Source organism: Mycoplasmopsis hyopharyngis (assembly GCF_045276885.1).
Lineage (GTDB): Bacteria > Bacillota_I > Bacilli_A > Mycoplasmatales > Metamycoplasmataceae > Mycoplasmopsis > Mycoplasmopsis hyopharyngis.
Genome location: NZ_CP174164.1, coordinates 795,780 through 817,807, shown reverse-complemented (window position 1 = coordinate 817,807; position 22,028 = coordinate 795,780). Strand labels below are relative to the sequence as shown.

Below are 22,028 nucleotides of genomic sequence, written 5' to 3'. Positions count from 1 at the left end.
ATTTGGTTGTAAATGTGTTATTTTTTTATTTAATAAGGGGGGTCAAAACATTGGAAAACCACATATTTTGAACACATTTTTTATTGGAAAACCACATATTTTACTCTGAGATTTATTTGCAAAACACATTTTTTATAGTTATTTTTTATTTACAAAGTACATATTTTACTCTGAGATTTATTTGCAAAACACATTTTTTATAGTTATTTTTTATTTGCAAAGTACATATTTTACTCTGAGATTTATTTGCAAAACACATTTTTTATAGTTATTTTTATTTGCAAAACACATATTTTGATACAATCAATATATAGAAGTTTTTTACAAACACAAGGAAAATTAAAATGTTTAAGAGGAAAATAGAAACAAAATTATATGAATACTACAATAGCGATGATCAAAGGATACCCATTATTAAAGGTGCTCGTCAAATAGGAAAAAGCTATATTATTCGTGCCACAGCAAAAAAATATTATAAAAATTATATTGAAATAGATTTAAAATCTGATTTCGAAGACCAAAAATTATTTTTAAATATTAAAAGTACAAAAGACTTTTATATATTGTTAAGTTCTTTATGTGGACAAAAATTAAACACATATAAAGATACAATAGTTTTTTTAGATGAAATACAATTTTATCCCCATTTAATTACCCTATTCAAAGATTTAAAAGCTGAAAAACGTTTTAAGTTTATAGCTAGTGGTTCACTTTTAGGTATTACTCTTAAAAATATTTTTGTTCCTATGGGATCTATTAATGAAATCAGTATGTTTCCAATGGATTTTGAAGAGTTTCTTTGGGCTAATAATGTAAATGAAGAAGTTACAAAATATTTATATGAATGTTTTCAATCTTTAAACCAAATTAATGAATCCATTCATCAAAGAATTTTAGGTTTGTTTCAGGATTATCTTATTGCTGGTGGTTTACCAGCGGCTGTTACAGAGTATGTTATTAATAAAAATGTAAAGAAAACAAGAGAAATTCAAGAAGAAATTTTTAATTATTATTTAAATGATTGTTCTCAATATGATATTGAAAACAAATTAAAGATTAGCAATATATATAGTATGTTATTGTCTCAAATGTCAAACAAAGTTAAAAGAATTCAATTTAAGAAAATTGATAATAAAAAAAATGCAGATTTATCAAAATATAGTGATGAGTTTGATTATTTAGTTGCTTCTGGAATATCTTTAAAAAGTAAATCTATTAGCAATCCAACATTTCCATTAGCTGAAACAAGCAGCAAAAATTTAATTAAATTTTATTACAATGATGTAGGAATTTTAACTAACTTACTATATAGAAATAACATTGATGCCCTTTTGAAGAAAGATAAAGGAATTAACTTGGGTTCTTTTTATGAAACTGTTGTTGCAATGGAATTAAATGCGCATGGTAATGATCTATTTTATTTTGATAGTAGAAAAATAGGGGAGGTTGATTTTTTAGTAAATGATTATGATTCTTTATCAGTAATACCAATTGAAGTAAAATCGGGAAACGATCAAAATAACTTTAGAGCAATACCAAAATTAGTTGATGAAAAGATGTACAAATTACCTTTTGGTTACATTTTTGGAAATAAAAATATAGTTTCTAAAGAAGGGAAATTAATAACTTTACCAATTTATATGATTATGTTCATAAATAATAATTAAAATGCAAAAATCTGCTAATTGAATTTAACTTCTACTTTCCAAGTTTCGCAATAAAAAATTTCGTATTCGCCTATAAAAAAGACAAATACGAAATTTTTATTGGTTAAATTATAGTTCTAAAGCATCTCTTTCATCTTTTCTTGAAAAGACATAACGACCATTTTTAACAACTAAAACATCGTCTTCAATTCTTGCTCCACCAATACCTTCGATGTAAATTCCGGGTTCAACAGTGATTACCATTCCAGGTTCTAAAATGGTTTCGTTGTTTGCTCTTACATAAGGTAATTCATGAACATCTATTCCAAGACCATGACCAGTTGAGTGTAAGAAGAATTTTTCATAGCCAGCATTTTTGATATATTCTCTACAAATTTTATCAATTTCACCAACTTTAATTCCAGGTCTAACAGCATCACGGCCTGCTTTAGCAGCTTCTTTAACAATGTTTAATATTTTTAATGCTTCAGGGTTTTTAACTTTTTCTTCACCACCAAAAATACATGTTCTAGTAATATCAGCAGTAAATCCTTTATATTGAGCTCCAAAGTCAATTTTTAATAATTGTCCTTCTTCAACTTTTTTATCTTCTAAAGGATGATGATGTGGTTCAGCAGAAGATTCGAAAGCAGCAACGATTTCATAAAATCCTTCTTTTTCCGCTCCTTTTTGTTTCATTATGTAGTTTAACAATGAAGCAACTTCAACTTCTGATTGACCCGCTTTAATTTGAAGCATTAGGTCTTGATAAGAAGATAATGAAATATCAACTGCTTTTTGTAATTTCATTACTTCATCAATACTTTTGCAAATTCTTAATTCTTGTCCTGCTATTCATTGAATTTTATTTTCTGGTAAATTCAACATAGCTTTAATTTTTAAATAGTCTTCATAAATTAAGTAATCTTTTTCTAAGGCAACTTGCTTGTATTTCTTTTGTTCTAAGAATTTGGTTAATGAATCTTTAGTCAACAATATTACTTCAACATTTTTAGCATTATTTTGGCAGTATTCAATGTATCTTCCATCTACAAATAAGTATGCTTGTTTTGGTTCAATAATAATATAACCATCAGTTGTTTGAATTTCAGAATATCACAATCTAGTTTGTGGTGCTTGAGAAATAATTGCATCTACTTTTAGTTCTTTAAATTTTTTATCTAATATTTTTCTATTCATATTTTCCTTTCTTAAAGAAGTGATTGAATATTTGAGTTGTAAAAAGTAGGTATAGTTTCTATATAAGCTTTTCCTATGTTTTTACCTTCTTTGTTTTTTACTATACCAAATTGGTATCTATTTGATAAAACTTGAGTTTGTGCTTCAATGTAAAATTCGTCAATACCTTCGATAATAATGATTCATTTAATAGCGTATTTATTTTTGTTAGAAACAAAAAAATCCATTGGTGAAACTTCAACATTTAAATTTTTAACTTCATTGTTTTCTATTAAACAAGATTTTGTTTGGTTAAAATCTATAAATTGTTTAACTTCATAATGTTTATTTTCAATTCACATATCAATTTTTTGATAATGTGTTTTAATTTTGGTTTCTGAAAATTGACCAAAACCACGAGAATAAAAGCTAGTTCCCTTAACATTGAAGTCATAACCTTTAATTCTTAAAACTCCAGAAGTTTTTAAATTACTGTTGCTAGCAAAAATGTTTTTAAGGCTTTTATTTTTACCAACCATTAAATTAACTTCGTCATTATACATTCAAAGAAATTTATTGTTTTCAAAATGTAAATCAACATTTATACAAAAATCAGGATTTTTAAAATCAATATTGAAATAATCAGGATATTTAGTAATTTGTAATTCTTTATTGAATCTTATTTTTCCTTCATCAGAAATGATACTTTTCGCTCCAAAAGAATAATTATCAAAAACAAAATTTGTTCCTGTATTTGTATTGATTAAATTAACCACTAATTTATAGATTGGAATATTAAAAAAAGAAAAATTTTTAATTATGCTAATTTGATAAGCAATTGTTTGTTGCTTTTCTGTTTCTAATCATCCGAAAAAGTTAAACGAATCATTCAAACGGTGATGAATTAATCAACCAAAATCATCATCATTTTTTAATTGAAGTTCCTTCTTCATTTTTACTCCTCAAATACTTAATAAAAAAATTATATAAAATAAAAAATAATATTAAGTAAAGTCTTAAAACCTATTTATAAAAATCATATTTTATTTTTTGCTTAATACTATAATTATGATTATGAAAAATCAAGAAAAATGTTTAAAAAATAAAATATTAGAATTGCCATTGATTAAAAAATTTAACCAATGGAATCCTAAATACAAAGCAATGTTTATTGTTGGATTAATTATGGCAGCAATTAATCTTTCAAGTCTAATTGTTTATTTTTGATGAAGTATAGAAAAAAATATCAATAGCTTAAAGCAAGACAATTTTTATACTTTATTGCCAAAATGAACCAAAGAAAATCCAACCTTTAGACCAGACGCACTTGCGTTAATGTGAAGCAATACTTTAACCTTTACAATGATAAGTAATTGAATCTTAACTATCAATTTAATTGTGTTTCCATTTTTACAAAATTCACAAAAAGCAAAAGTTTGATTCTTTACTGCGAATGTTTTAATTACTATCACCTTTTCAATCTATTGAAGTTTAATTTTTCCTACATACTTTAAAGGAAAAGCTGCTATTTTAGAAAAGTGATATTTAGCATTTTATAGCACCATTTTACATGCAGTTAATCCTGCAATTGGTTTTGTTTTTTTAGGTCTAGTTAAAAAAGATATTAAGTTAAGAACTATCGATCTTTGAAAGACAAATATCTTTGTAATTTGTTACTTTACTTTTGCTTTAATCACGTTTTTTATAGGCGAAAAAATCAAAAATGTAGCACCTAATGCAGACGAAAATGTATACAAATCTTTCCATATAACTATTTATGATTTTCTAAACTTTAAACACCCATTATTTTATGGTTTAGGTTGAGCTAAAAAATCATATAATCTTCCACTAGTGGTTGTCTTAGATATAGTTATGTTTTTAGTAGCATTCTTTTTAACCCCAGCATTAGCTTACTTATGAAAAGCAATATATAAAATTGAAATTATTAAATGTAATAAAACCAAAGTAGAACAAAGTCAACCAATGGTTCAAGAATAAAATAAGCTGTTTAAAACAGCTTTTTATTTTGCTAATTTAGCTTATGAAAAACATTTTGAATGTTCTCTTTTCAAAAACCAATTTTGTGTCTTTTAGCATATTTTTCTAGCTCATCTAATTGGTAATAATAGTCTTTTTGAAATAAAGTTCGTGCTCCATATAATTTAAAATTAGCTTCATTTTTATTGATGCTAATATATGCTTTTCTAGCTAATCCCCTTTTAAGCAGTTCTTTTGATATATCAATTTGTCCTATTTTTAATACCGCTACCAAACGGTTATATTTATCAACAGTTTGTACATTTAGTTCAATTTTCTTGTTTTTATTTTGTTTGATTATTTCAGTAACAAAGCTTTTAGCTAAAAGAGCATAATGATTTTCTAAAATCGCTACATTGGTATTAGCCTTTTTAGTTTCTGGTGTATCTATTCCATAAAGTCTAATTTTTTCTCTTTTGTTTTTAGAAACAATTTCAAAAGTATCTCCGTCAAAAATTTTAGTTATTCTAACATCTTGATATTCTTTGTTAAAAATACAAGATGAACTTAAAGTGCTAAAAGCGGTTGTTAAAGCAAAAGCACCTAAAAATAAAAGTTTTTTTCTCATACTTATATATGTACGTTTTTTTGAAAAAAAGTATAAAAAAATATCCAACAAAGGATATTTGGCATTTTCATGATATGGCGCGCCCAGCAGGAGTCGAACCCGCAACCTTTTGGTCCGTAGCCAAACACTCTGTCCAATTGAGCTATGGGCGCATTTTGGAGGCACCAACGGGATTCGAACCCGTAATCAGAGTTTTGCAGACTCGTGCCTTGGCCATTTGGCTATGGTGCCGTTTATGGCTAATGATTAAATGCTTCATTAATGATATAACATTTTTTTATTTTTTGAATACAAAACAATAAAAAATATTATATAATGAACTTAATGCGTTTATAAATAAACGGTTATTGCTCCCATAGGGACAGTTGCTTAAGAGCTTAACGCTCCTTTCTTGTATATGATTTAAGAGCACTTGTGCGCAAGTACTTTTAGTTTTAATATTAAAAGCGGAGAATTGTCTCCGCTTTTGTTTTATATTATGCTTTGGAATATAGGTTTTCTTTTAAAGCTGAATTTAACATATTTTTTAACTAGCTTCATAATCTCTTGATCAAATTGATCATTAATTTCAGTGTCTTCATTGTTTGGATCTTTTCTCATAAACTTTTTAGTTGCCAATAATAAATAAACATTAATTATTCCGTTGTATAAGAAAAAACCACTAAAAAGTATCATCGCACTAGAAAAGATAAATAATGAAACTAATTTATTACCAGAAGATTTTAATTCATTTCATTTAGTTGACAATTGAATAATAACGAAGATAACAACAGCAATTGTAAAAATATTAACCATAAAAGCCATATTAATATTACTATTTGCTCTTCTGTAATAATATTCTTTATTTATTTTGATATGGTTGTATCAAAGCTCATTTTTATTCATTTTTGCCAATTTTTCTTTGTCTTCATTGTTCTTTTTTTCTAATTCAGCAACGATTGGATTTTTTTCTTCACTTGCTTCAATAACTTCATTAACAAAATCATTTGTTTTAGTTTCTTTAACTTCTTTAACTTCTTGTTGTTCTTCAACAGGTTGATTTATTTGTTCATTTTTTTCTTCTTGTTGATTCATTTTTCTCCTTTTATTCGTAAGTAATATTTTTTAAGTCTTTAATTCAATTTTCAACATATGAGTATGTTCGATTGTAATCTATTTGTAATTTTTGATTTATAAATTTTCTATCAGTAGCAATTTTATCAATTAAAACTTTTGCTTCATCATCATTTGTGATTTGATTAGAAAAATTAAATTCTTTTTCAAGTAACTTTGGATAATACTTGTATATTAATTTTAAAAAATTTATAACTAAAAAATGCTTAGGAAAAATATTTGAATTAATTGAATTAATAGCCACTAACTTAATCCCAGTTTCTAAATCATCAATTTTAGGTAATAAAATCCCCGGTGTATCCATTAAAAATAAATTTCCAATTGATACTCAATTTTTAATTCTAGTTACCCCTGGAAAATTTGCAACCTTTAAAGATTTTTTTTGTGTTAATAAGTTAATTAAACTTGATTTACCAACATTAGGTATACCCACAACAAAAACTTTAATTCTAGGTTTTAATAAACCTTTTTTTAAATCTCTTTGTTGCTTTTCAAAAGTGATTTGATTAATTTTGTCTTCAATAATCTTTTTTGAATTAGGTTTTCTTAAATCTAATCAAAGAAGATGTTTATCTTTGAATTTTTCATTAATCATTGTTTTTTTGCTAGGATCCATCAAATCACTTTTAGTGATAATAAACAATCTAGGCTTGGTTGGCGCGATTTGATCAAAATCTTTGTTGTAGCTACTAATTGGACATCTAGCATCTAAAATGACAATGATTAAATCAACTAAATGAGAATTTTCTTTGATTTCTCTCATTCCTTTTGCCATATGTCCGGGATATCAATTGATTAAGTTCTTTTGTTCTATATCTTGTTGATTCATTTATTTTTCAACCTTTGAAGATTGTTTTAATCTTTTTATTGTTTTTTCTAAACTTTCAATTTTAGATTTTTGTTTGCTATTTATAGTTAGTTCATTATTTAATTGCTTTTCTAAGTATTCCAATGAACCTTTTAACTCTTCAATATTTTTAGTTAAAGCATCTAAAAATGAATCTACTTCCATAGGTGAATAACCATTTATGTAATGTGAAAATTTTTTATTTCTAATTTTTTCATTTATTTCATCAAAGTCAGATTCTGTCATGTTTGCTCCTTTATTTATTATAAATTTTATCCAAAATAATTGCACCAGCACAAGCAACATTTATGCTTTCAAAATTACAAGGTATATAAATTTTAACATCTGCTAATTCAAGAATTTCTTTATCAATTCCTTTGCCTTCATTCCCAAGTATGACCACTATTTTTTGATTTAAATTAGTACTTAAATTGCTTAATGGAATTGAATTTTTATCCAAACAAGTAGCAATTATTTGATAACCACTTTCCTTTAATTTTTGGATTCTTGTTTTATTTTCACTGTTGTTTATTTGTTCTAGATCAACATTAAATATTGCGCCTTGCGATGATCTAATGATTTTTGAATTGTTAAAAGCAATATTACCAATAACTTTATCAAAACCAAAAGCAGCACAAAGTCTAATGATAGTTCCTACATTTCCAGGTTCTTGAACATTGTCTAAAAAAACTATTTTGTCTTGTTTACTATTTGTGTTATTTTTTGAACACAAACCAACAACTCCTTGTGGATGTTGGGTGTCAGTTATTACTTTTAAAATTTGATAACTAACATTAAAGTATTGAATATTTTTATTAGTTTTTAAATGACTTAATTTGTTTTGTTCATCTATTTCAAAAACTTTTAAAAGACAATTATTTTTAAGTGCTTCTTGAACTAAGTGGTAACCTTCAACTACAAACAAATTGGTTTTAGAATCACCTTTTTTTAAGCTTTTTAGAAGTTTAATTTCTTGGTTATTTAAACTAATGATTTTGTTATTTTCCATCTTTATTTTCTTCTTCAATTCATACTTTGGACTTAAGATAATTTTTTCCTTTTTGGACTTCAAACTTGCTTAATCCGTCAAAATTTAATTGTCTTAAAACTTCAAAACCAAGTATAGCAACACAATTAGCTAAATAGATTGAACGCATAGTTTCAAACATTGGAATCCGCAAGCATTTATCCAAATTGTTGAATAAAATATTTTTATCAATTCCTGTCGATTCACGACCAAACATCAATCAAATATCATTAGTTTTATTTTGTTTCATTGAAGCAACAAAATCAACATCTGAATAAGTTTTAGTACCGTATCTTGTTAAATAAAAAATATTTACTTTTGGATATTTTTTATAAAAATCTTCATAGCTTTCATGAACTTCATGTTGAATATCGCTTAATAATCTACCTGCCCCAGAACGAGCCATATGTATAGGATTTAAATCAAAACTAATAGGTTTAATAATATGCAATTTAGCATTTAAAGCAACACAAGTTCTAATAATATTACCTGTGTTAGGTGGAATTTCTGGTTGAAAAAGTACAATGTTTAACATCTTTTTTACCTCGTTATTTTGTATTTTATTAGTATAGCAAAATAATAAAAGCAGGAAAGAGTTCCTGCTTAAAATAATTAACTTCTTTTAGTTTGAGGGATATAAATATTTCCATCAACATTAGTAATGTTATTAATTGCTATAAATGCTTTTGGATCTACTTTTCTAACTTTATAAATTAATCTTGGGATTTGGTTATAAAGTGTAATTGATGAAATAATACTTAAAGGTCTTCCTGAGTATCCGCCAATTCCTTCTGTAATAGAAAAGCTGTTCATAGCTTTTTCATCTTCGTTCAATTCAACTTTAATTTCTTCAACATGGTGGGTATAAACTTTACATTGAACAAGTTTGTATCTTGGGAATAATTTATCAAGATAAATTGAAAATACAATGTTGCAAATGTAAGTAGAAATAAAGTTAGGTGAAAAGTATAATGAAGGTTTTCAAGTTAAATTTTGTAAGTATTTAATTTCATCAGCCATACCAGTTAATTCAACTGGTAAATGTGCAACATCGATTTTCTTAATGTCAGTTAATAAAATTGAAGCAGGCAAGTAATTACCAATAATTACTGAAACTAAGATAATGATTAAATTGATGTATGCGTTAATAGCACCAAAGTTTTTTTGTTTATAAACTGAGTAATATTCGCCAATAATTCCAGTAACACCAGCAGAACCACCGATGATAGCAATAATAGCAAAGAAGTATGCTAATAAAACTCCATAAACAACTGCTAATAAAATTTGAGCAATTATATTTCCACCACTTTTATTTCAATCAAGAGGAATTTGAGATCACATATCTTTTCCTCCTCATTTATTGTTAATTAAGTAGTTTTTAATTGCTTGAGGAACTTCAGGGTGATTAAAATCACCAATGATATATAACTTATTAACACCTGGAATTTGTCCTAATAAGAAGGAAACAACACTAGAAACTACTAAGAATAGTAAAGTTAGTAAGGTGAATTTTCTTCCTAATTTCTTTCATCCAAAAACAAATATTGGAATACTTAAAACCAAATACATAATTCAGAATAATGCGTGGTCAATAATGTTTGAAATGGTTGGTGTAATAACCTTAACATTTCTTAACAAAACAACAGTTAATTTTGAAATAGCTTGACCAAAGGCTGCTAAACCAAAGTTATAAATACCAGGATTTTTAACTAAGAAAACACCTATAACCCCAAAAAGAATTGCTAAACCTGAAGTTATTAACATCAGTTTTCAAAAAGGCATAGGGCCATAAAAATGTGAAAGTTTGAGAATAAAATTTGACATTTTAGTGTACTTGTAATTTACATTCTTTTTCGACACTAATCTAGGTCTTGTTGTTGAACTAGCATTATTGTTGCCTTCATTAACATCGCCTACAAAAACAACATCATTATCGTTTGCATGATTATGTTCATCTTTATTCTCGATATTTTGATTGTCTTTTTCTTCTTTTGACATTTAAACTCCTTTCATAAATTATTTAAATAAAAAAAGTAAGCCTCAAAAACTCACCATAAGATTATATATGAAAAATAAAATTAAATCAAAATTAGCAAAATAAGCATTATTTCACTTTGATTTCTAAAACAAAATGTCACTTTGATATTTAAGATTAAAACAAACTTTTTAGTAGTACATCAAGCAATACTAATAATAAATTATTATTAATGTAAAATTTATTGATAAAAAATTTATTACTTAATTTACGAGGAATTTAATGAAAAACAAAATTATCAAAACAATATCACTTTTTATTTCGTCCTTGTTTTTATCTTTGCCATTAATTAGTTCTAGTTGTTGGTTTTCTAATAAAGCAACAAGCAAATTTGTATTACAAGATATGAGTCAAAACCCAGTAAGCATTTACAAAAAACCAGAAAAAATTGCTTGCCAATCTCGTTCTGCTTTCGATATGCTTCTAGCTTTTGGACTTAAAGATAAAATTGATGGAATATACAATAAAACATTAGGCAACAAATGATTAACAACCTTTTTTAAAGACGAGATAAAAAACTATTATCCATATTCATATAATGAAACAATAGAAACCTATTTTAGTAGAAAAGTAGATTTAGTAATTGTTTTTGAAGAAAGCATTAAGAAAAATCTATTGGATAAAAAAATCGATGCAATTACCATCAATCAGTATGATCAAGGTAAATTTAATGAAGAATCTTTATATGTTTTTCCAAAACTTTTAGCTAATTTATTTGAAGGAAAAACCAAAGAGTTGGCGAAAAAATGAATTGATGAAACAAAACAACTTTTAGCAGAAATTAAAAGCAAAATTGCTAATCTTTCTTTTGACAAGAAAATGTTTTATTTAAGATCAGATCAACAAAAGAAACAAATTAGAACTGAATCTTCAGGTTCATTATTAAATTTCATTTTTAAATTTTTACATTTTAGTGCATCAGAAATCACAAATGACAAACCTTCTGAAGAAGAGTTTATTAAAGTTAATCCTGACTACTTATTGTTAGGCGGCCAATATCAAGATTATATGAAGGACTGAGTTAATAAAGATCCAAAATTTTCTAGTTTAAATTTTGCTAAAAATAACTCATTTATTAATATCCCAATTGGTGTAAGTGCTTTTGAACAATTGAGTGTGGAAACACCTATTTTAATCGCTCACTTAGCAAATGTTGCTTACCCAAGTCTTTTTAACTTTGATATTAAACAAATGATAAAAGATTGTTATAAAACTTATTTCAATTTTGATTTAACCAACGAACAAATTGATTTGATTTACAATGGAAAAACAGAAAACTAAAAACAAATACGTAATCCCTATTTCTTTTTGAATAGGAATAGTACTAGTATTTTTAAGTTTTTTAGCAAGTCTTTCGATCGGTAGGATTTATATTTCACCCAAAATCCTTTGAGAAGTTTTAATAGAACACAACAAGGAAGAATATTTGACATATTACAATGTTGTTATGTTTTTAAGATTACCTAGAACATTAGCAGCACTTTTAGTAGGAATATCTTTAACATTAACCGGTGTAATATACCAACAATTGTTTAATAACAATTTAGTTTCTTCAAGTACATTGGGTGTTTCTAATGGAGCATCAGTTGGTGCGGCACTTTGTATAGTGTTAGGAATGACAGGACTAGGAGGTAATTTAGTTTTATTTTTTATGTCTTTTGTCATGGGAATTTTGACTTTGGCTTTAAATGTCTTTTTATCTAAATCATTTAAACAAGGGAATGCCAAAATTAATCTACTTTTATCAGGGATGTTAATTGCTGGAATAATGACTTCAATCGTTAGTTTGATAAAAACTTTTGCTAATCCTGATACTACTTTACCTTCAATTATCTTTTGAACTATGGGTTCATTTTCAAGAGCAGATATGATGCAAGTTGTGATATTAGCTTTATTAGTTGTTCCTTGTTTTATTATTATTTTCATACTAAGGTGAAGAATTTCATTGTTGGGTTTAGGAAGAAAGCAAGCACAAACAAGAGGTTTAAATTACAATTTTTACAAATGATTATTAATCATTATAGGCGGAGTTTTAATTAGTGCTTCGGTAGCTGTTTCAGGTGTAATTTCTTGAGTTGGATTAGTGTTACCTAACTTTTTAAAATTGATTTTTAAAAATAACAATGAAAAAACAATTTATTTTTCAATTCCTATTGGTGCAATTTTTATGATTTGAGTTGACATTTTGTCAAGAAGTATAACTAGCAATGAAATTCCAATATCTGCTATTTCAGGAATTCTTTGTTTAGTCCCAATGATTGTTGTTTATTTATTTAGGTTCAAAAGAGGTAAATAATGATAAAAATCAAAAATCTAACTTTTAGATATGCAAAGCATAAAGAACCAATATTGCAGGATATTAATTTTAATTTTGAGAAAAATAAAGTGTATGCAATTTTAGGTATCAATGGTTCTGGTAAAACAACATTGCTTAATTTGTTAAATGGTTTTTTAGAACCAGACAAAGGAAGCCAAATCTTTTTACAAGACCAATTGTTAAAAAATATCAAACATAAAGATAGAGCAAAAATCTTTTGTTATGTACCTCAAAAAATAGATTTATATTTTAAAGACACAGTTGAGCAATATTTAGCTTTTAGTTTTTTACACAACAAGAAAATTTTTGAAAATAAAATAACAGATGAAGAACAAGAAAAAATAAAAGATGTTTTAGAAAAATTTAACATTTTAGATTTACATAACAAACCAATGGATCATTTGTCCGGTGGCCAAAGACAAATGGTTGCTTTTTGTGCTGCAATTTTACAAGATGCAAATATTTTATTTTTAGACGAACCAATGTCTGCTATGGATTTAGCAAACCAAAGTAAAGTTTTACAAGTAATTAACACTTTAGAAAACAAAACAGTTGTTTTTACAACTCACAATCCTAATCATGCTTTAAAACTAAATTGTGAGGTTCTTCTTTTGAATGACAAAAATATAGAAATGTCCGGACAAGCAAAAGAAGTAATTAAAATTGAAAATTTAAAACATATTTTTGGAGAAGAAATTAAAAATTCTAAAGATTTAGATTATAGTGAAATCACTATCTAAGGTAAAAAAAGTAGGTTTTGTACTTACTTTATAAGACATTAGACTTTATTTTAATTTATAATTAAAGAATCATATTTTAATTGTTGAAGAAGGTTATATGAAGAATTATGACATTATGCTTTTTGGGATGTCAAACTCACTAAATTTGGCACAAAAAATTGCTAAAAAATTGAAAATTGAATTAACTCCAATTACTAAAACGGTTTTTGCTGATGGTGAAATGATGTTAGTTAGTGAACAAACTGTTAGAAATAAAGATTGCTACATTGTTGCAAGTACATCAACACCTGTTAATGACAACATTATGCAATTGCTTCTTTTTATTGATTCATTAAAAAGAGTAAGCGCTAAATCGATTACTATTTTACTTTCATACTATGGGTATGCAAGACAAGATAGAAAAGCAGCAGCAAGACAACCAATTGGTGCAAAATTAGTTGCTGAATTATTACAAACTGCAGGAGCAACAAAAATTATCGCTGTTGATTTACATAACCCAGCAATCCAAGGGTTCTTTGATATTCCAATTGATGACATAAGAGGTCAATATACATTAGCAAAAGCTATTAAGAAATATGCTGACAATTTTACAGTTGTTTCTCCAGACCACGGTGGAACTGTTAGAGCAAGAAAATTAGCTGAATTAATTTCAGATGATTTAAAAATTTGTATTGTAGATAAAAGAAGAATCGGTACTAACCAAACCGAAGTTATGGGTCTAATTGGTGATATCAATGACCAAAATGCAGTTATTATTGATGACATCATTGATACAGGTGGGACAATTTTAAAAGCAGCTGATACCTTAAAAAAACATGGTGCTAAGAAAATTGTTATAGCAGCTACTCATGGAATTTTTACCAAAGGCTTTGATAGTTTTGAAAACAATCCAATTATTGACAAAGTATTTATAACTGATTCAATTGACAATAGTGCTTGAACTTCTAAGTATAAGAAAATTCAAATTGTAAGTTTAGATGAAATATTATCTAAAGTTATTGAGTATTCAACAAAGAGTGAATCAATTTCTCAATTATATGTGAACTTAAAAGATGAAATCATCAAAACAAATAATTAAAGATTATTGCCAAGAACAAAATTTAAATTTTTCATTAATTGAAGAGTATGTGCAACTTTTATTAGAAAAGAATAAAGTTATTAATTTAATTGGTTTTAACGAGGAAGAATTATGGAAAGAAGGAATTCTTTCTTCTTTACAATGCTTAATAGAGATAAACAAATACAAAGAAATTGATAATAAAACCAAAATTTTAGACATTGGCGCAGGTTCTGGATTGCCTTCAATTCCTTATATGTTATTATTTCCTAATATCAATTTAACAATTTATGAACCTATTAGAAAAAGATTTGATTTTCTTGTTGAAATCAAAAATCATTTTAAATTAACTAATTTAACAATTAAATGTTTAAGAGCAGAGGAAGCAAAAGAAGACACTGCTAATTTTGATTTAATTACAGCACGCGCAGTTTCAGAACTAAAAAATTTAATTTTTGCATCCTATCATTTGCTTAAAACAAATGGTTCTTTTGTCTTTATTAAAGGGAAAAATTACAATGAAGAAGTATTAAATGCCCAAAAAAAAGTTACCGATATTTCAATTAATTTTAAAATTCAAAAGGTAGCTAAAATTGAAGAAAACGACACTTATGATAACTATTTAGTTATTTGTAAGAAACAAGATAAGACCCCAAATAATTGACCATTAACTTGAAATCAAATTTTAAAAAAGTAAATTTTGATATTTTTAAGCACATAGCAATCTATTAAATATTAATATATATGCTTTTTTAATATAATTGAAATTATGAATACAACTAATAAAAAAACTTTTAAGAGAATAATTTTTAGTGATGTAGACGGAACTATTTATCCATTCCCAGGAAAAGTTTTGCATCCTAAAACCAAAGATTATTTACAGCATTTAAAAGAAAAACATGATGCTGAATTTATTCTTAATACAGGAAATGGACCATTTGAAAAAATAAAAAGGTTAGCTAGAGCAATAAATTGTAGATATTTAGTAACTGGTGGCGGTTCATCAGCATATGATGTACTTGAAAATAAATATTTAAATGTTGTGTATATGGATAAAAAAGAAGCTCAAAAAGTTTTTGATGTTGCAAAAGAACTCAACGGAAGAATGTATCTTTTTGGAGTTGACCAATATTATTTAAATAACGCTAATAAGGAAATGAAAGATTTTCTTTCAAGTTTTTGTGAATATTATGATTGAGATGAATCGGGAAAAATGCCAGAGGATTTAAATAAAATCGAATTTTATGGTACCGAAGAAGAAATAAAAAACATTTATCAAAAGTTAATTTCTTCAAATATTAATTTGAAAATAATTAATTTAAACTCACACATTGAAATCACCCCTATTGGAGTTGATAAAGGTTCTGGAATTAAATGATATTGTGAAAAGTTTTTTAATGCAGATGTTCAAAAAGTAATGGCTATTGGTGATAGTCAAAATGACATTCCAATGTTTCAAACTGCCGGTTTTTCTTACGCAATGGCAAATGCTGATGAAGAAACTAGACCTAATGCAAAATATCATACTTCTGCAGTTGATCAATTAGGTTTAATTGAAGCTATCGAAGATTATATTTATAGAACTAAATTTGATTATGAGATGCAACAAAAGCAAGACCAAATGGAAAAAAGAAAAGCCAAAAGAGGATAAATTATGTTTAGAAGTTTTAACGAAAAATTTATAAAAGCAAAAAATGCAAAAGAATTTTGAAAATATGAAAAAACGCATTTTAGACCATTTTTCATTGTTTTTGCTATTTTAATGCTTATATTAACTGGATTATTGTTGTCTCAATTCTTGTGATTAGTTTCTGATAAGAATATTAAAAAAATTATTCTTGACAAGTTTCATGAATTTAATTCTAACAGTTCGCAACCCTTTAGTGATCCTGAAGTAGAAACAAACGCTAATGGATTTTTCTCGGTTTTCACAATTGTGATAGGCTTGATTTTAACATTTAATTTAGTATTTACGATCATATTTATTATTAGTTGAACTAGAATATACAATTTAAAAAGCTTGCTACATATGAATAAGAGTTCATTTGTCTTTATTTCTACAATGAATTTTATTGGAGTTGTATACTTTATAGCCTTTTTAGCAACTATTATAAATAGAAAAAATGTTTTATTTGCAGATTGACACTTATTCTTAATTCCAGTTATATATTTTGCAATCAATTTTGTTTTTGATCTAACTGTTAATAGACAAATTAAGATTTTTATTATGGCAAATGAACAAATTGCTAGATTAGAAATCCTTAAAAAGAATTCACACTTATTCAATGATTTATTAAGTGAAACCAAAGAGTTTAATTTTGGTGAGTTTATGAAAAAAGTAAACGAAATGAACGACAAAGATAAAACTCAAAATATAGATGATAAAGATGAATTTTCAGATTATAAATCTACAGAAGAAGAAGCACAACTTGTAGATTCAGAGCAAGAAAAAGAAGTTGTGGATTCAAAACTCGTCCAACGAATGGAATACTACAATAAGTTAGTACAGTTACCAAATGAAAAATTATTATTAATTGCTAAAAAAATGAATATTTTTGCCGCTGAAGAAATGGATAAGGAAGAATTAATATCGCTAATATTGGATATTAATGACCAAACCAAAAAATAATTTTAAAGGAAATGTTTATGAAAACGTTAATGAAAATTCAAACAAAAATCTTTTTAAGGACCAAAGCATCATATATTATTATTTCTATTTTTTCTGTGCTATTGCTTACGCTTAGTATTTTTGGTGCGGTTTTAGTTTATGATACTACTTATCGTCATGGAGTAAAAATACCTTCAGAATTACCGATTCAAATAATTAAGTATGTATTCTATGTTTTTATTCTAATCATTATTTCATATATTGCTGCAACGATTTTATATAGGTATAAAAATGAGGGAGTTGAATTAATACTTTTAACAAAATCGATTAAAAGAAGTACCATTTTCTTTGCCAACTTGTTATTAGTATTTTCATTATCTTTAATTTACATTTTTATTCTTTGACTTTCTTTCTTTGTTCCTTTCTTATTTATTTTTAATTATTTGGAAACAAATTCAAAGATTTCATTTTTCACTTTTTTATTAGCATCAATTATATTTGCGATTTTTTTAAGTAGTCTTTCATCATTAGTTTCAATTTCAATTGATAGTAAAATGTTTGCTTTCTTATTAGGTTCAATGCCCTTAATAGCATTAACTCCATTTTTCATCGTTCAAGTTGCTTATCGTTTTTACTATGAAAGCATTACATCGGGTGGAATAAAAAATAACTTTCTAATAAGTAAAGATATGAAATCAAATAAAAAAATCATTAATCAACAGCCAAACACTCAATTTGATTCAACAATTGAACAAAATCATACAATACACAGATATGATGAATTTGGAAATGTTAAGAAAGAACACGAATTAACTGAATATGACAATTTAAAAAATCCTAAAAATTTCAGTTTTGCAAAAATACATAATGTAATTTACCCATTTAATTTATTCGAATATTTTGATAGCATCGTAAAATTACATTCTAATAGTATTTACAACAAAAATGACATTAATTACAATTACATAGCACACATTTCTAGGGCTGATTTATCTAATGCTGATAAAAAATCAATATCTTTTACTTCTGCATTCCCAAAAAATAATCAAAAGAAAATTAAAATAGCTTTAGCAACTTCAAAACAAGAAATGTTAAATTTCATTTTTCCTACTGTTTATTATCAATCTTTAATTGAATGAAGTAATAAATATATGTGACGTATGGAAAGAAAAGAAGACCAAGAAAAAAGTAAAGAAAATGTTAATAAATTTTTAGATTTTCTTTCAAACTTTTATTCAAACACTTTTCTTAAAACAATAGTTCAAGAAACTGAAATAAACAACCATATTGAAGTAGCAAAAAGCAAAAAAGAAATATATTTTGCGAAATTATATTCAAACAAAACATTCCAAAAAGAAGTGATTGATTTTTTAGTAAAAGAAAAAATGTTCCAAATTAAATCACTAAATGGTGAAACTTTGAAGTGAGTAATTGACTTAGAAAAATCAAAAGATGATTTTTCAGCTTACTTAAATGAAATGAAAACCAATATAAAAACAACTGATTTTGAAAACTGACGAATTTTGATTGACTATTACAAACGTTTAAAAATATTTTTTGAAATGACAGCAACATATTCATTCTTTAGATATGTTGGTGAAAACAATATAACTTTTGCTGACGTTTTTTCACTTGTTAATTCAGAAGAAGATAACATTTTCTCTATACCTTCTTTATCTATTAGTAAGTGAGAACATCCTTCATTACCTAAAGTAAAAAGCCCATTTACATTACAAGAAATTAGTAAAGATTCACATTATAAAGTTTCTGTATGAGTTGCTATACCTTGATATATTTCAATCACAGTATTACTTTCACTTTCTGCCGGATTTATCGCCTTAGGAAATTGAAAACACAACAAAAAAACATTCCACATATAAAACCAAGGAGCATAAAATGGAAAACGCTATTGAAATTAAAAATTTAACCAAAATCTTTAATGAAAAATCGAAAAAAAGACAAAAAATAGCTTTAAACAGCATTTCTTTCAATGTCCCCAAAGGTTCATTCCACGGTTTTATAGGAAACAACGGTTCGGGGAAAACCACAACTTTTCGTTCAATTTTAGGTCTATATCCAGATGTTAAAGGTGAAATTTACATTAACGGAATTTCTTTTAAAAATGAAAAGTCAAGAGAAAAAATTGGCTATATTCCTGAAATTGCAATTTTTCCTAAAAACTTAACCATCAAAGAGTATGTTCAATATTTTGCTGAATTATCAGGAATGAAAAAGGCTGCTGCTCAAGAAAAAGCAAATGATTTATTGAAAAAATTCAATTTCAATTCCAAAGAATTTAACAAATCTGCAACCAAGTTATCATCTGGTCAAAAGAAAAAGGTTTTACTAATGCAAGCATTAGTTAATGACCCTGAAATATTAATTTTAGATGAACCTGCTGCTAATTTAGACCCTTCTGCTAGAATCGAACTTTACAAAGAATTAAAAGAGCTTTCAAACGAAGGAAAAACCATTTTTCTTTCTTCACACATTTTACTTGAACTAGAACAATACATTGATTCTTATACTATTTTAGCTGATGGTCAAGTTATCGATAGTGGCAAAATTGATGAAAAATTATCAACTCAAAAATTGACCAAGAAAATCATTATGACCAATGTTTTAGAACAACAAAAAGAAGAAATTAAAAAGATTTTTGAAAAACATGCATCTGAATTCGAAATCAAAGAAAAAGAAAATGAATATTGAGTTCTTTTCAGTTTAAAAAAACCAAATGAAACCAACAAATTATTAAATGATTTACTTAAAAAAGAATTAAATATTAAACAAATTGCGGATAACAAAGTAAGTCTAAATGAACTTTATTTTTCACAAGAAGGCATGGAATAAGATTAACAAAGAGCATAAAAACCTCTTTGTTTTTTATGTTTGAAAAATATGTTAAAAACTTATAATAAATATACATTTATTAAATATGACATTTTGTTTCATAAATATTAAGTTTTACTAGATGTTAAGAAACAAAACAAAAACGAATTTAAAAGGAGTTTTTATGAAAGCGATAATGAAAATCCAAGCAAAAATATTTTTTAAGACCAAAGCATCATATGCTATTCTTTCTATTTTTACTACTATCTTGCTTACTCTTAGTATTTTAGCTTCATATTTTGTTCATACTGCTCAAGTAGATGAAGTACAAAAATTGTCATCATCTATAGCAATAAACATAGTTAAATATTTATTTTATGTTCTTATGGTTATGTCTATAGCTTATGTAGCAGCGACGATTCAATATAAATATAAAAACGAAGGGATAGAATTATTGCTTTTAACAAAATCAATAAAAAGAAGAACGATTTACTTTGCAAACCTATTATTAGTATTTTTATTATCTTTAGCATTTGTATTTATTCTTTGACTTTGCTTTTTTATTCCTTTTTTATTTGTTTTCAAATATTTTGATAATAATGTAAGAACAACATTTTTTACTATTTTATTAGCATCGTCATTAATAACAATCTTTTTATCAAGTCTTTCATCATTGGTTTCAATTTCAGTTGATGGTAAATTATTTTCATTTTTACTTGGTTCAATGCCCTTGATTGCTTTAACTCCATTTTTCATCGCTCAAGTTTTTTATGGTACCTTTTATAGACAAATTGCAAATGATGGACTAAAAAAAATTCTCATTTTAAGTAAGGATTCTAAAGCTAACAACAAAATTATTAATCAAGAAAAAACCCAATGAGACACAATAATAAGACCAAATTATTCATTAGAACGAAGATATGATGAAAGAGGTTCTATTAGACCAGATAGCGAATTAGAATATAAACTTTTAACTAATAATTCTTATTATACTTTTGCTAATGTATATAAATCTTTTTATCCATTAAACTTATTTGAATACTTTGACACCATTTCTAAACTACACACAAATAATATTTATAATTCAGAAGAATTAAGCTACAGTTATATAGCGCATGTTACAAAATTTGATATTAGTAAACATGATAAAAGTCTAGTAACTTTTGATGTTGAATTCCCAAAAGAAAATGTTGGAAAAATCAAATTAGTTTTAGCAACTTCAAAAGAACAAATAACCAAAAGAATTGCTCCCGTTACTTATTACCTTAAAAAAAATAGTGATCTTAGTTATGAAAAAGAAATAAAAATTGGTAAAGATCTTAAAGAAAACAAAGCATTAGTTAACAAGTATTTCGATTTTCTTTCAAACTTTTATACTAATGTTTTTGCCAAAACAGTAGCAAAAGAAATTGAATTAGACAAACACGGTCAAGTAGCAAAAGAGAAAAAAGAAGTCTATTTTGCAAAAATGTATGAAAATAAAGATTTTCAAAAAGAAGTAGTTGACTTCTTGGTTAAGGAAAAAGTCTTTAGAGTTGATACTCATAACACTACTTTTAAATGAGTAAGTGAATTAGAAAAAAACAAAAATGATTTTGCAACATTTTTAAATCGAACTTTAGAAGAGTGAAAAGAATTAAAATGAGATACTCCTCATAAATACTTATTAGCTGATTTTTATAAACAATTAGAATTATTTTTCAAAATGACAGCAATGTATTCATTCTATAGATATGCTGGTGAAAACAATATAATTTTTGAAAATTTTTATCACATTATGTGAGAAGAACACATTAAAAATATATTTAGTTTTAACCAAATTGATCAACTAAATATAGACAATAAATCAATCCCATTTGAATTACAAGAAATTAGCAATGATTCACATTACAAAGTTTCTGTGTGAGTTTCTATACCTTGATATATTTCAATCATAGTATTACTTTCATTTTCTACCGGATTTGTCTTTTTAGGAAATTGAAAACACAACAAAAAAACATTCCACATATAAAACCAAGGAGCATA

Annotated in this window: 21 protein-coding genes and 2 tRNA genes; 12 read left to right on the top strand and 11 right to left on the bottom strand. The window is 26.0% G+C overall.

Annotation, left to right across the window (positions count from 1 at the left end; genetic code table 4):
* The first annotated feature begins 344 nt into the window (after window positions 1-344).
* A complete protein-coding gene (locus ACJA25_RS03460) occupies window positions 345-1,667 on the top strand; it encodes an ATP-binding protein (protein ID WP_406615395.1) in 1,323 nt (440 codons plus the stop codon).
* A 108-nt stretch (window positions 1,668-1,775) separates the two neighbouring features.
* On the opposite strand, the gene ACJA25_RS03455 is transcribed toward ACJA25_RS03460, so the two are convergent.
* Both ACJA25_RS03455 and ACJA25_RS03450 read right to left on the bottom strand, forming a co-directional pair.
* Window positions 1,776-2,846 (bottom strand): M24 family metallopeptidase, encoded by a 1,071-nt coding sequence (locus tag ACJA25_RS03455; protein WP_406615393.1) that lies wholly within the window; start codon window positions 2,844-2,846, stop codon window positions 1,776-1,778.
* 11 nt (window positions 2,847-2,857) lie between these two features.
* A complete protein-coding gene (locus tag ACJA25_RS03450; protein WP_406615391.1) occupies window positions 2,858-3,778 on the bottom strand; it encodes a hypothetical protein in 921 nt (306 codons plus the stop codon).
* Window positions 3,779-3,899: 121 nt separating this feature from the next.
* Here ACJA25_RS03450 and ACJA25_RS03445 point away from each other — a divergent pair, with 121 nt between their 5' ends.
* Window positions 3,900-4,823, top strand: coding sequence for an MAGa3780 family membrane protein (locus ACJA25_RS03445; RefSeq protein ID WP_406615389.1), 924 nt, complete (start codon window positions 3,900-3,902; stop codon window positions 4,821-4,823).
* Window positions 4,824-4,854: 31 nt separating this feature from the next.
* Here the strand turns inward: ACJA25_RS03445 and ACJA25_RS03440 are convergent, their stop codons facing one another.
* The 9 genes from ACJA25_RS03440 to ACJA25_RS03400 all read right to left on the bottom strand — a co-directional run bounded on the left by ACJA25_RS03440 (window position 4,855) and on the right by ACJA25_RS03400 (window position 10,415).
* Window positions 4,855-5,430 carry a thermonuclease family protein gene (locus ACJA25_RS03440; RefSeq protein WP_406615387.1) on the bottom strand — a complete coding sequence of 192 codons (576 nt, stop codon included), beginning with the start codon at window positions 5,428-5,430 and terminating at the stop codon, window positions 4,855-4,857.
* Between the two features lie 75 nt (window positions 5,431-5,505).
* Window positions 5,506-5,582: transfer RNA gene (locus ACJA25_RS03435), tRNA-Arg, on the bottom strand.
* A gap of 4 nt (window positions 5,583-5,586) precedes the next feature.
* Window positions 5,587-5,661, bottom strand: a tRNA-Cys gene (locus ACJA25_RS03430).
* Between the two features lie 240 nt (window positions 5,662-5,901).
* Window positions 5,902-6,504 carry a hypothetical protein gene (locus ACJA25_RS03425; protein ID WP_406615385.1) on the bottom strand — a complete coding sequence of 201 codons (603 nt, stop codon included), beginning with the start codon at window positions 6,502-6,504 and terminating at the stop codon, window positions 5,902-5,904.
* Window positions 6,505-6,514: 10 nt separating this feature from the next.
* Window positions 6,515-7,372, bottom strand: a complete 858-nt coding sequence (gene ylqF, locus ACJA25_RS03420; protein ID WP_406615383.1) for a ribosome biogenesis GTPase YlqF — start codon at window positions 7,370-7,372, stop codon at window positions 6,515-6,517.
* Window positions 7,373-7,636, bottom strand: a complete 264-nt coding sequence (locus tag ACJA25_RS03415; protein ID WP_406615381.1) for a DivIVA domain-containing protein — start codon at window positions 7,634-7,636, stop codon at window positions 7,373-7,375.
* 10 nt (window positions 7,637-7,646) lie between these two features.
* A complete protein-coding gene (locus ACJA25_RS03410; RefSeq protein ID WP_406615379.1) occupies window positions 7,647-8,399 on the bottom strand; it encodes a TrmH family RNA methyltransferase in 753 nt (250 codons plus the stop codon).
* On the bottom strand, window positions 8,389-8,952 hold the full coding sequence (locus ACJA25_RS03405) for a tRNA (cytidine(34)-2'-O)-methyltransferase (RefSeq protein WP_406615377.1): 564 nt from the start codon (window positions 8,950-8,952) through the stop codon (window positions 8,389-8,391). Before ACJA25_RS03405 ends, ACJA25_RS03410 begins: the two co-directional genes overlap by 11 nt.
* Window positions 8,953-9,029: 77 nt before the next feature.
* Entirely contained in the window at window positions 9,030-10,415 is a 1,386-nt protein-coding gene (locus tag ACJA25_RS03400) for a DUF2179 domain-containing protein (RefSeq protein ID WP_406615375.1), read from the bottom strand.
* A gap of 259 nt (window positions 10,416-10,674) precedes the next feature.
* Between ACJA25_RS03400 and ACJA25_RS03395 the strand changes: the two genes are divergently transcribed.
* The 10 genes from ACJA25_RS03395 (at window position 10,675) to ACJA25_RS03350 (ending at window position 22,014) form a co-directional block, all read left to right on the top strand.
* Complete coding sequence (locus tag ACJA25_RS03395) at window positions 10,675-11,733, top strand: ABC transporter substrate-binding protein (RefSeq protein WP_406615373.1); 1,059 nt, start codon at window positions 10,675-10,677, stop codon at window positions 11,731-11,733.
* Window positions 11,714-12,748 carry a FecCD family ABC transporter permease gene (locus ACJA25_RS03390; RefSeq protein ID WP_406615371.1) on the top strand — a complete coding sequence of 345 codons (1,035 nt, stop codon included), beginning with the start codon at window positions 11,714-11,716 and terminating at the stop codon, window positions 12,746-12,748. Before ACJA25_RS03395 ends, ACJA25_RS03390 begins: the two co-directional genes overlap by 20 nt.
* Complete coding sequence (locus ACJA25_RS03385) at window positions 12,748-13,509, top strand: ABC transporter ATP-binding protein (protein WP_406615369.1); 762 nt, start codon at window positions 12,748-12,750, stop codon at window positions 13,507-13,509. Before ACJA25_RS03390 ends, ACJA25_RS03385 begins: the two co-directional genes overlap by 1 nt.
* Window positions 13,510-13,606: 97 nt before the next feature.
* Entirely contained in the window at window positions 13,607-14,587 is a 981-nt protein-coding gene (locus ACJA25_RS03380) for a ribose-phosphate pyrophosphokinase (protein WP_406615367.1), read from the top strand.
* Window positions 14,562-15,263 carry a 16S rRNA (guanine(527)-N(7))-methyltransferase RsmG gene (gene rsmG / locus ACJA25_RS03375; RefSeq protein WP_406615365.1) on the top strand — a complete coding sequence of 234 codons (702 nt, stop codon included), beginning with the start codon at window positions 14,562-14,564 and terminating at the stop codon, window positions 15,261-15,263. The genes ACJA25_RS03380 and rsmG overlap by 26 nt, the downstream gene beginning before the upstream one ends.
* Window positions 15,264-15,335: 72 nt before the next feature.
* Complete coding sequence (locus ACJA25_RS03370; protein ID WP_406615363.1) at window positions 15,336-16,217, top strand: Cof-type HAD-IIB family hydrolase; 882 nt, start codon at window positions 15,336-15,338, stop codon at window positions 16,215-16,217.
* A 3-nt stretch (window positions 16,218-16,220) separates the two neighbouring features.
* Window positions 16,221-17,195 carry a hypothetical protein gene (locus ACJA25_RS03365; RefSeq protein WP_406615361.1) on the top strand — a complete coding sequence of 325 codons (975 nt, stop codon included), beginning with the start codon at window positions 16,221-16,223 and terminating at the stop codon, window positions 17,193-17,195.
* Window positions 17,196-17,212: 17 nt separating this feature from the next.
* Entirely contained in the window at window positions 17,213-19,054 is a 1,842-nt protein-coding gene (locus ACJA25_RS03360) for an ABC transporter permease (protein WP_406615359.1), read from the top strand.
* A 16-nt stretch (window positions 19,055-19,070) separates the two neighbouring features.
* A complete protein-coding gene (locus ACJA25_RS03355; protein ID WP_406615357.1) occupies window positions 19,071-20,024 on the top strand; it encodes an ABC transporter ATP-binding protein in 954 nt (317 codons plus the stop codon).
* Between the two features lie 163 nt (window positions 20,025-20,187).
* On the top strand, window positions 20,188-22,014 hold the full coding sequence (locus ACJA25_RS03350; protein ID WP_406615355.1) for a hypothetical protein: 1,827 nt from the start codon (window positions 20,188-20,190) through the stop codon (window positions 22,012-22,014).
* The last annotated feature ends 14 nt before the right edge of the window (window positions 22,015-22,028 follow it).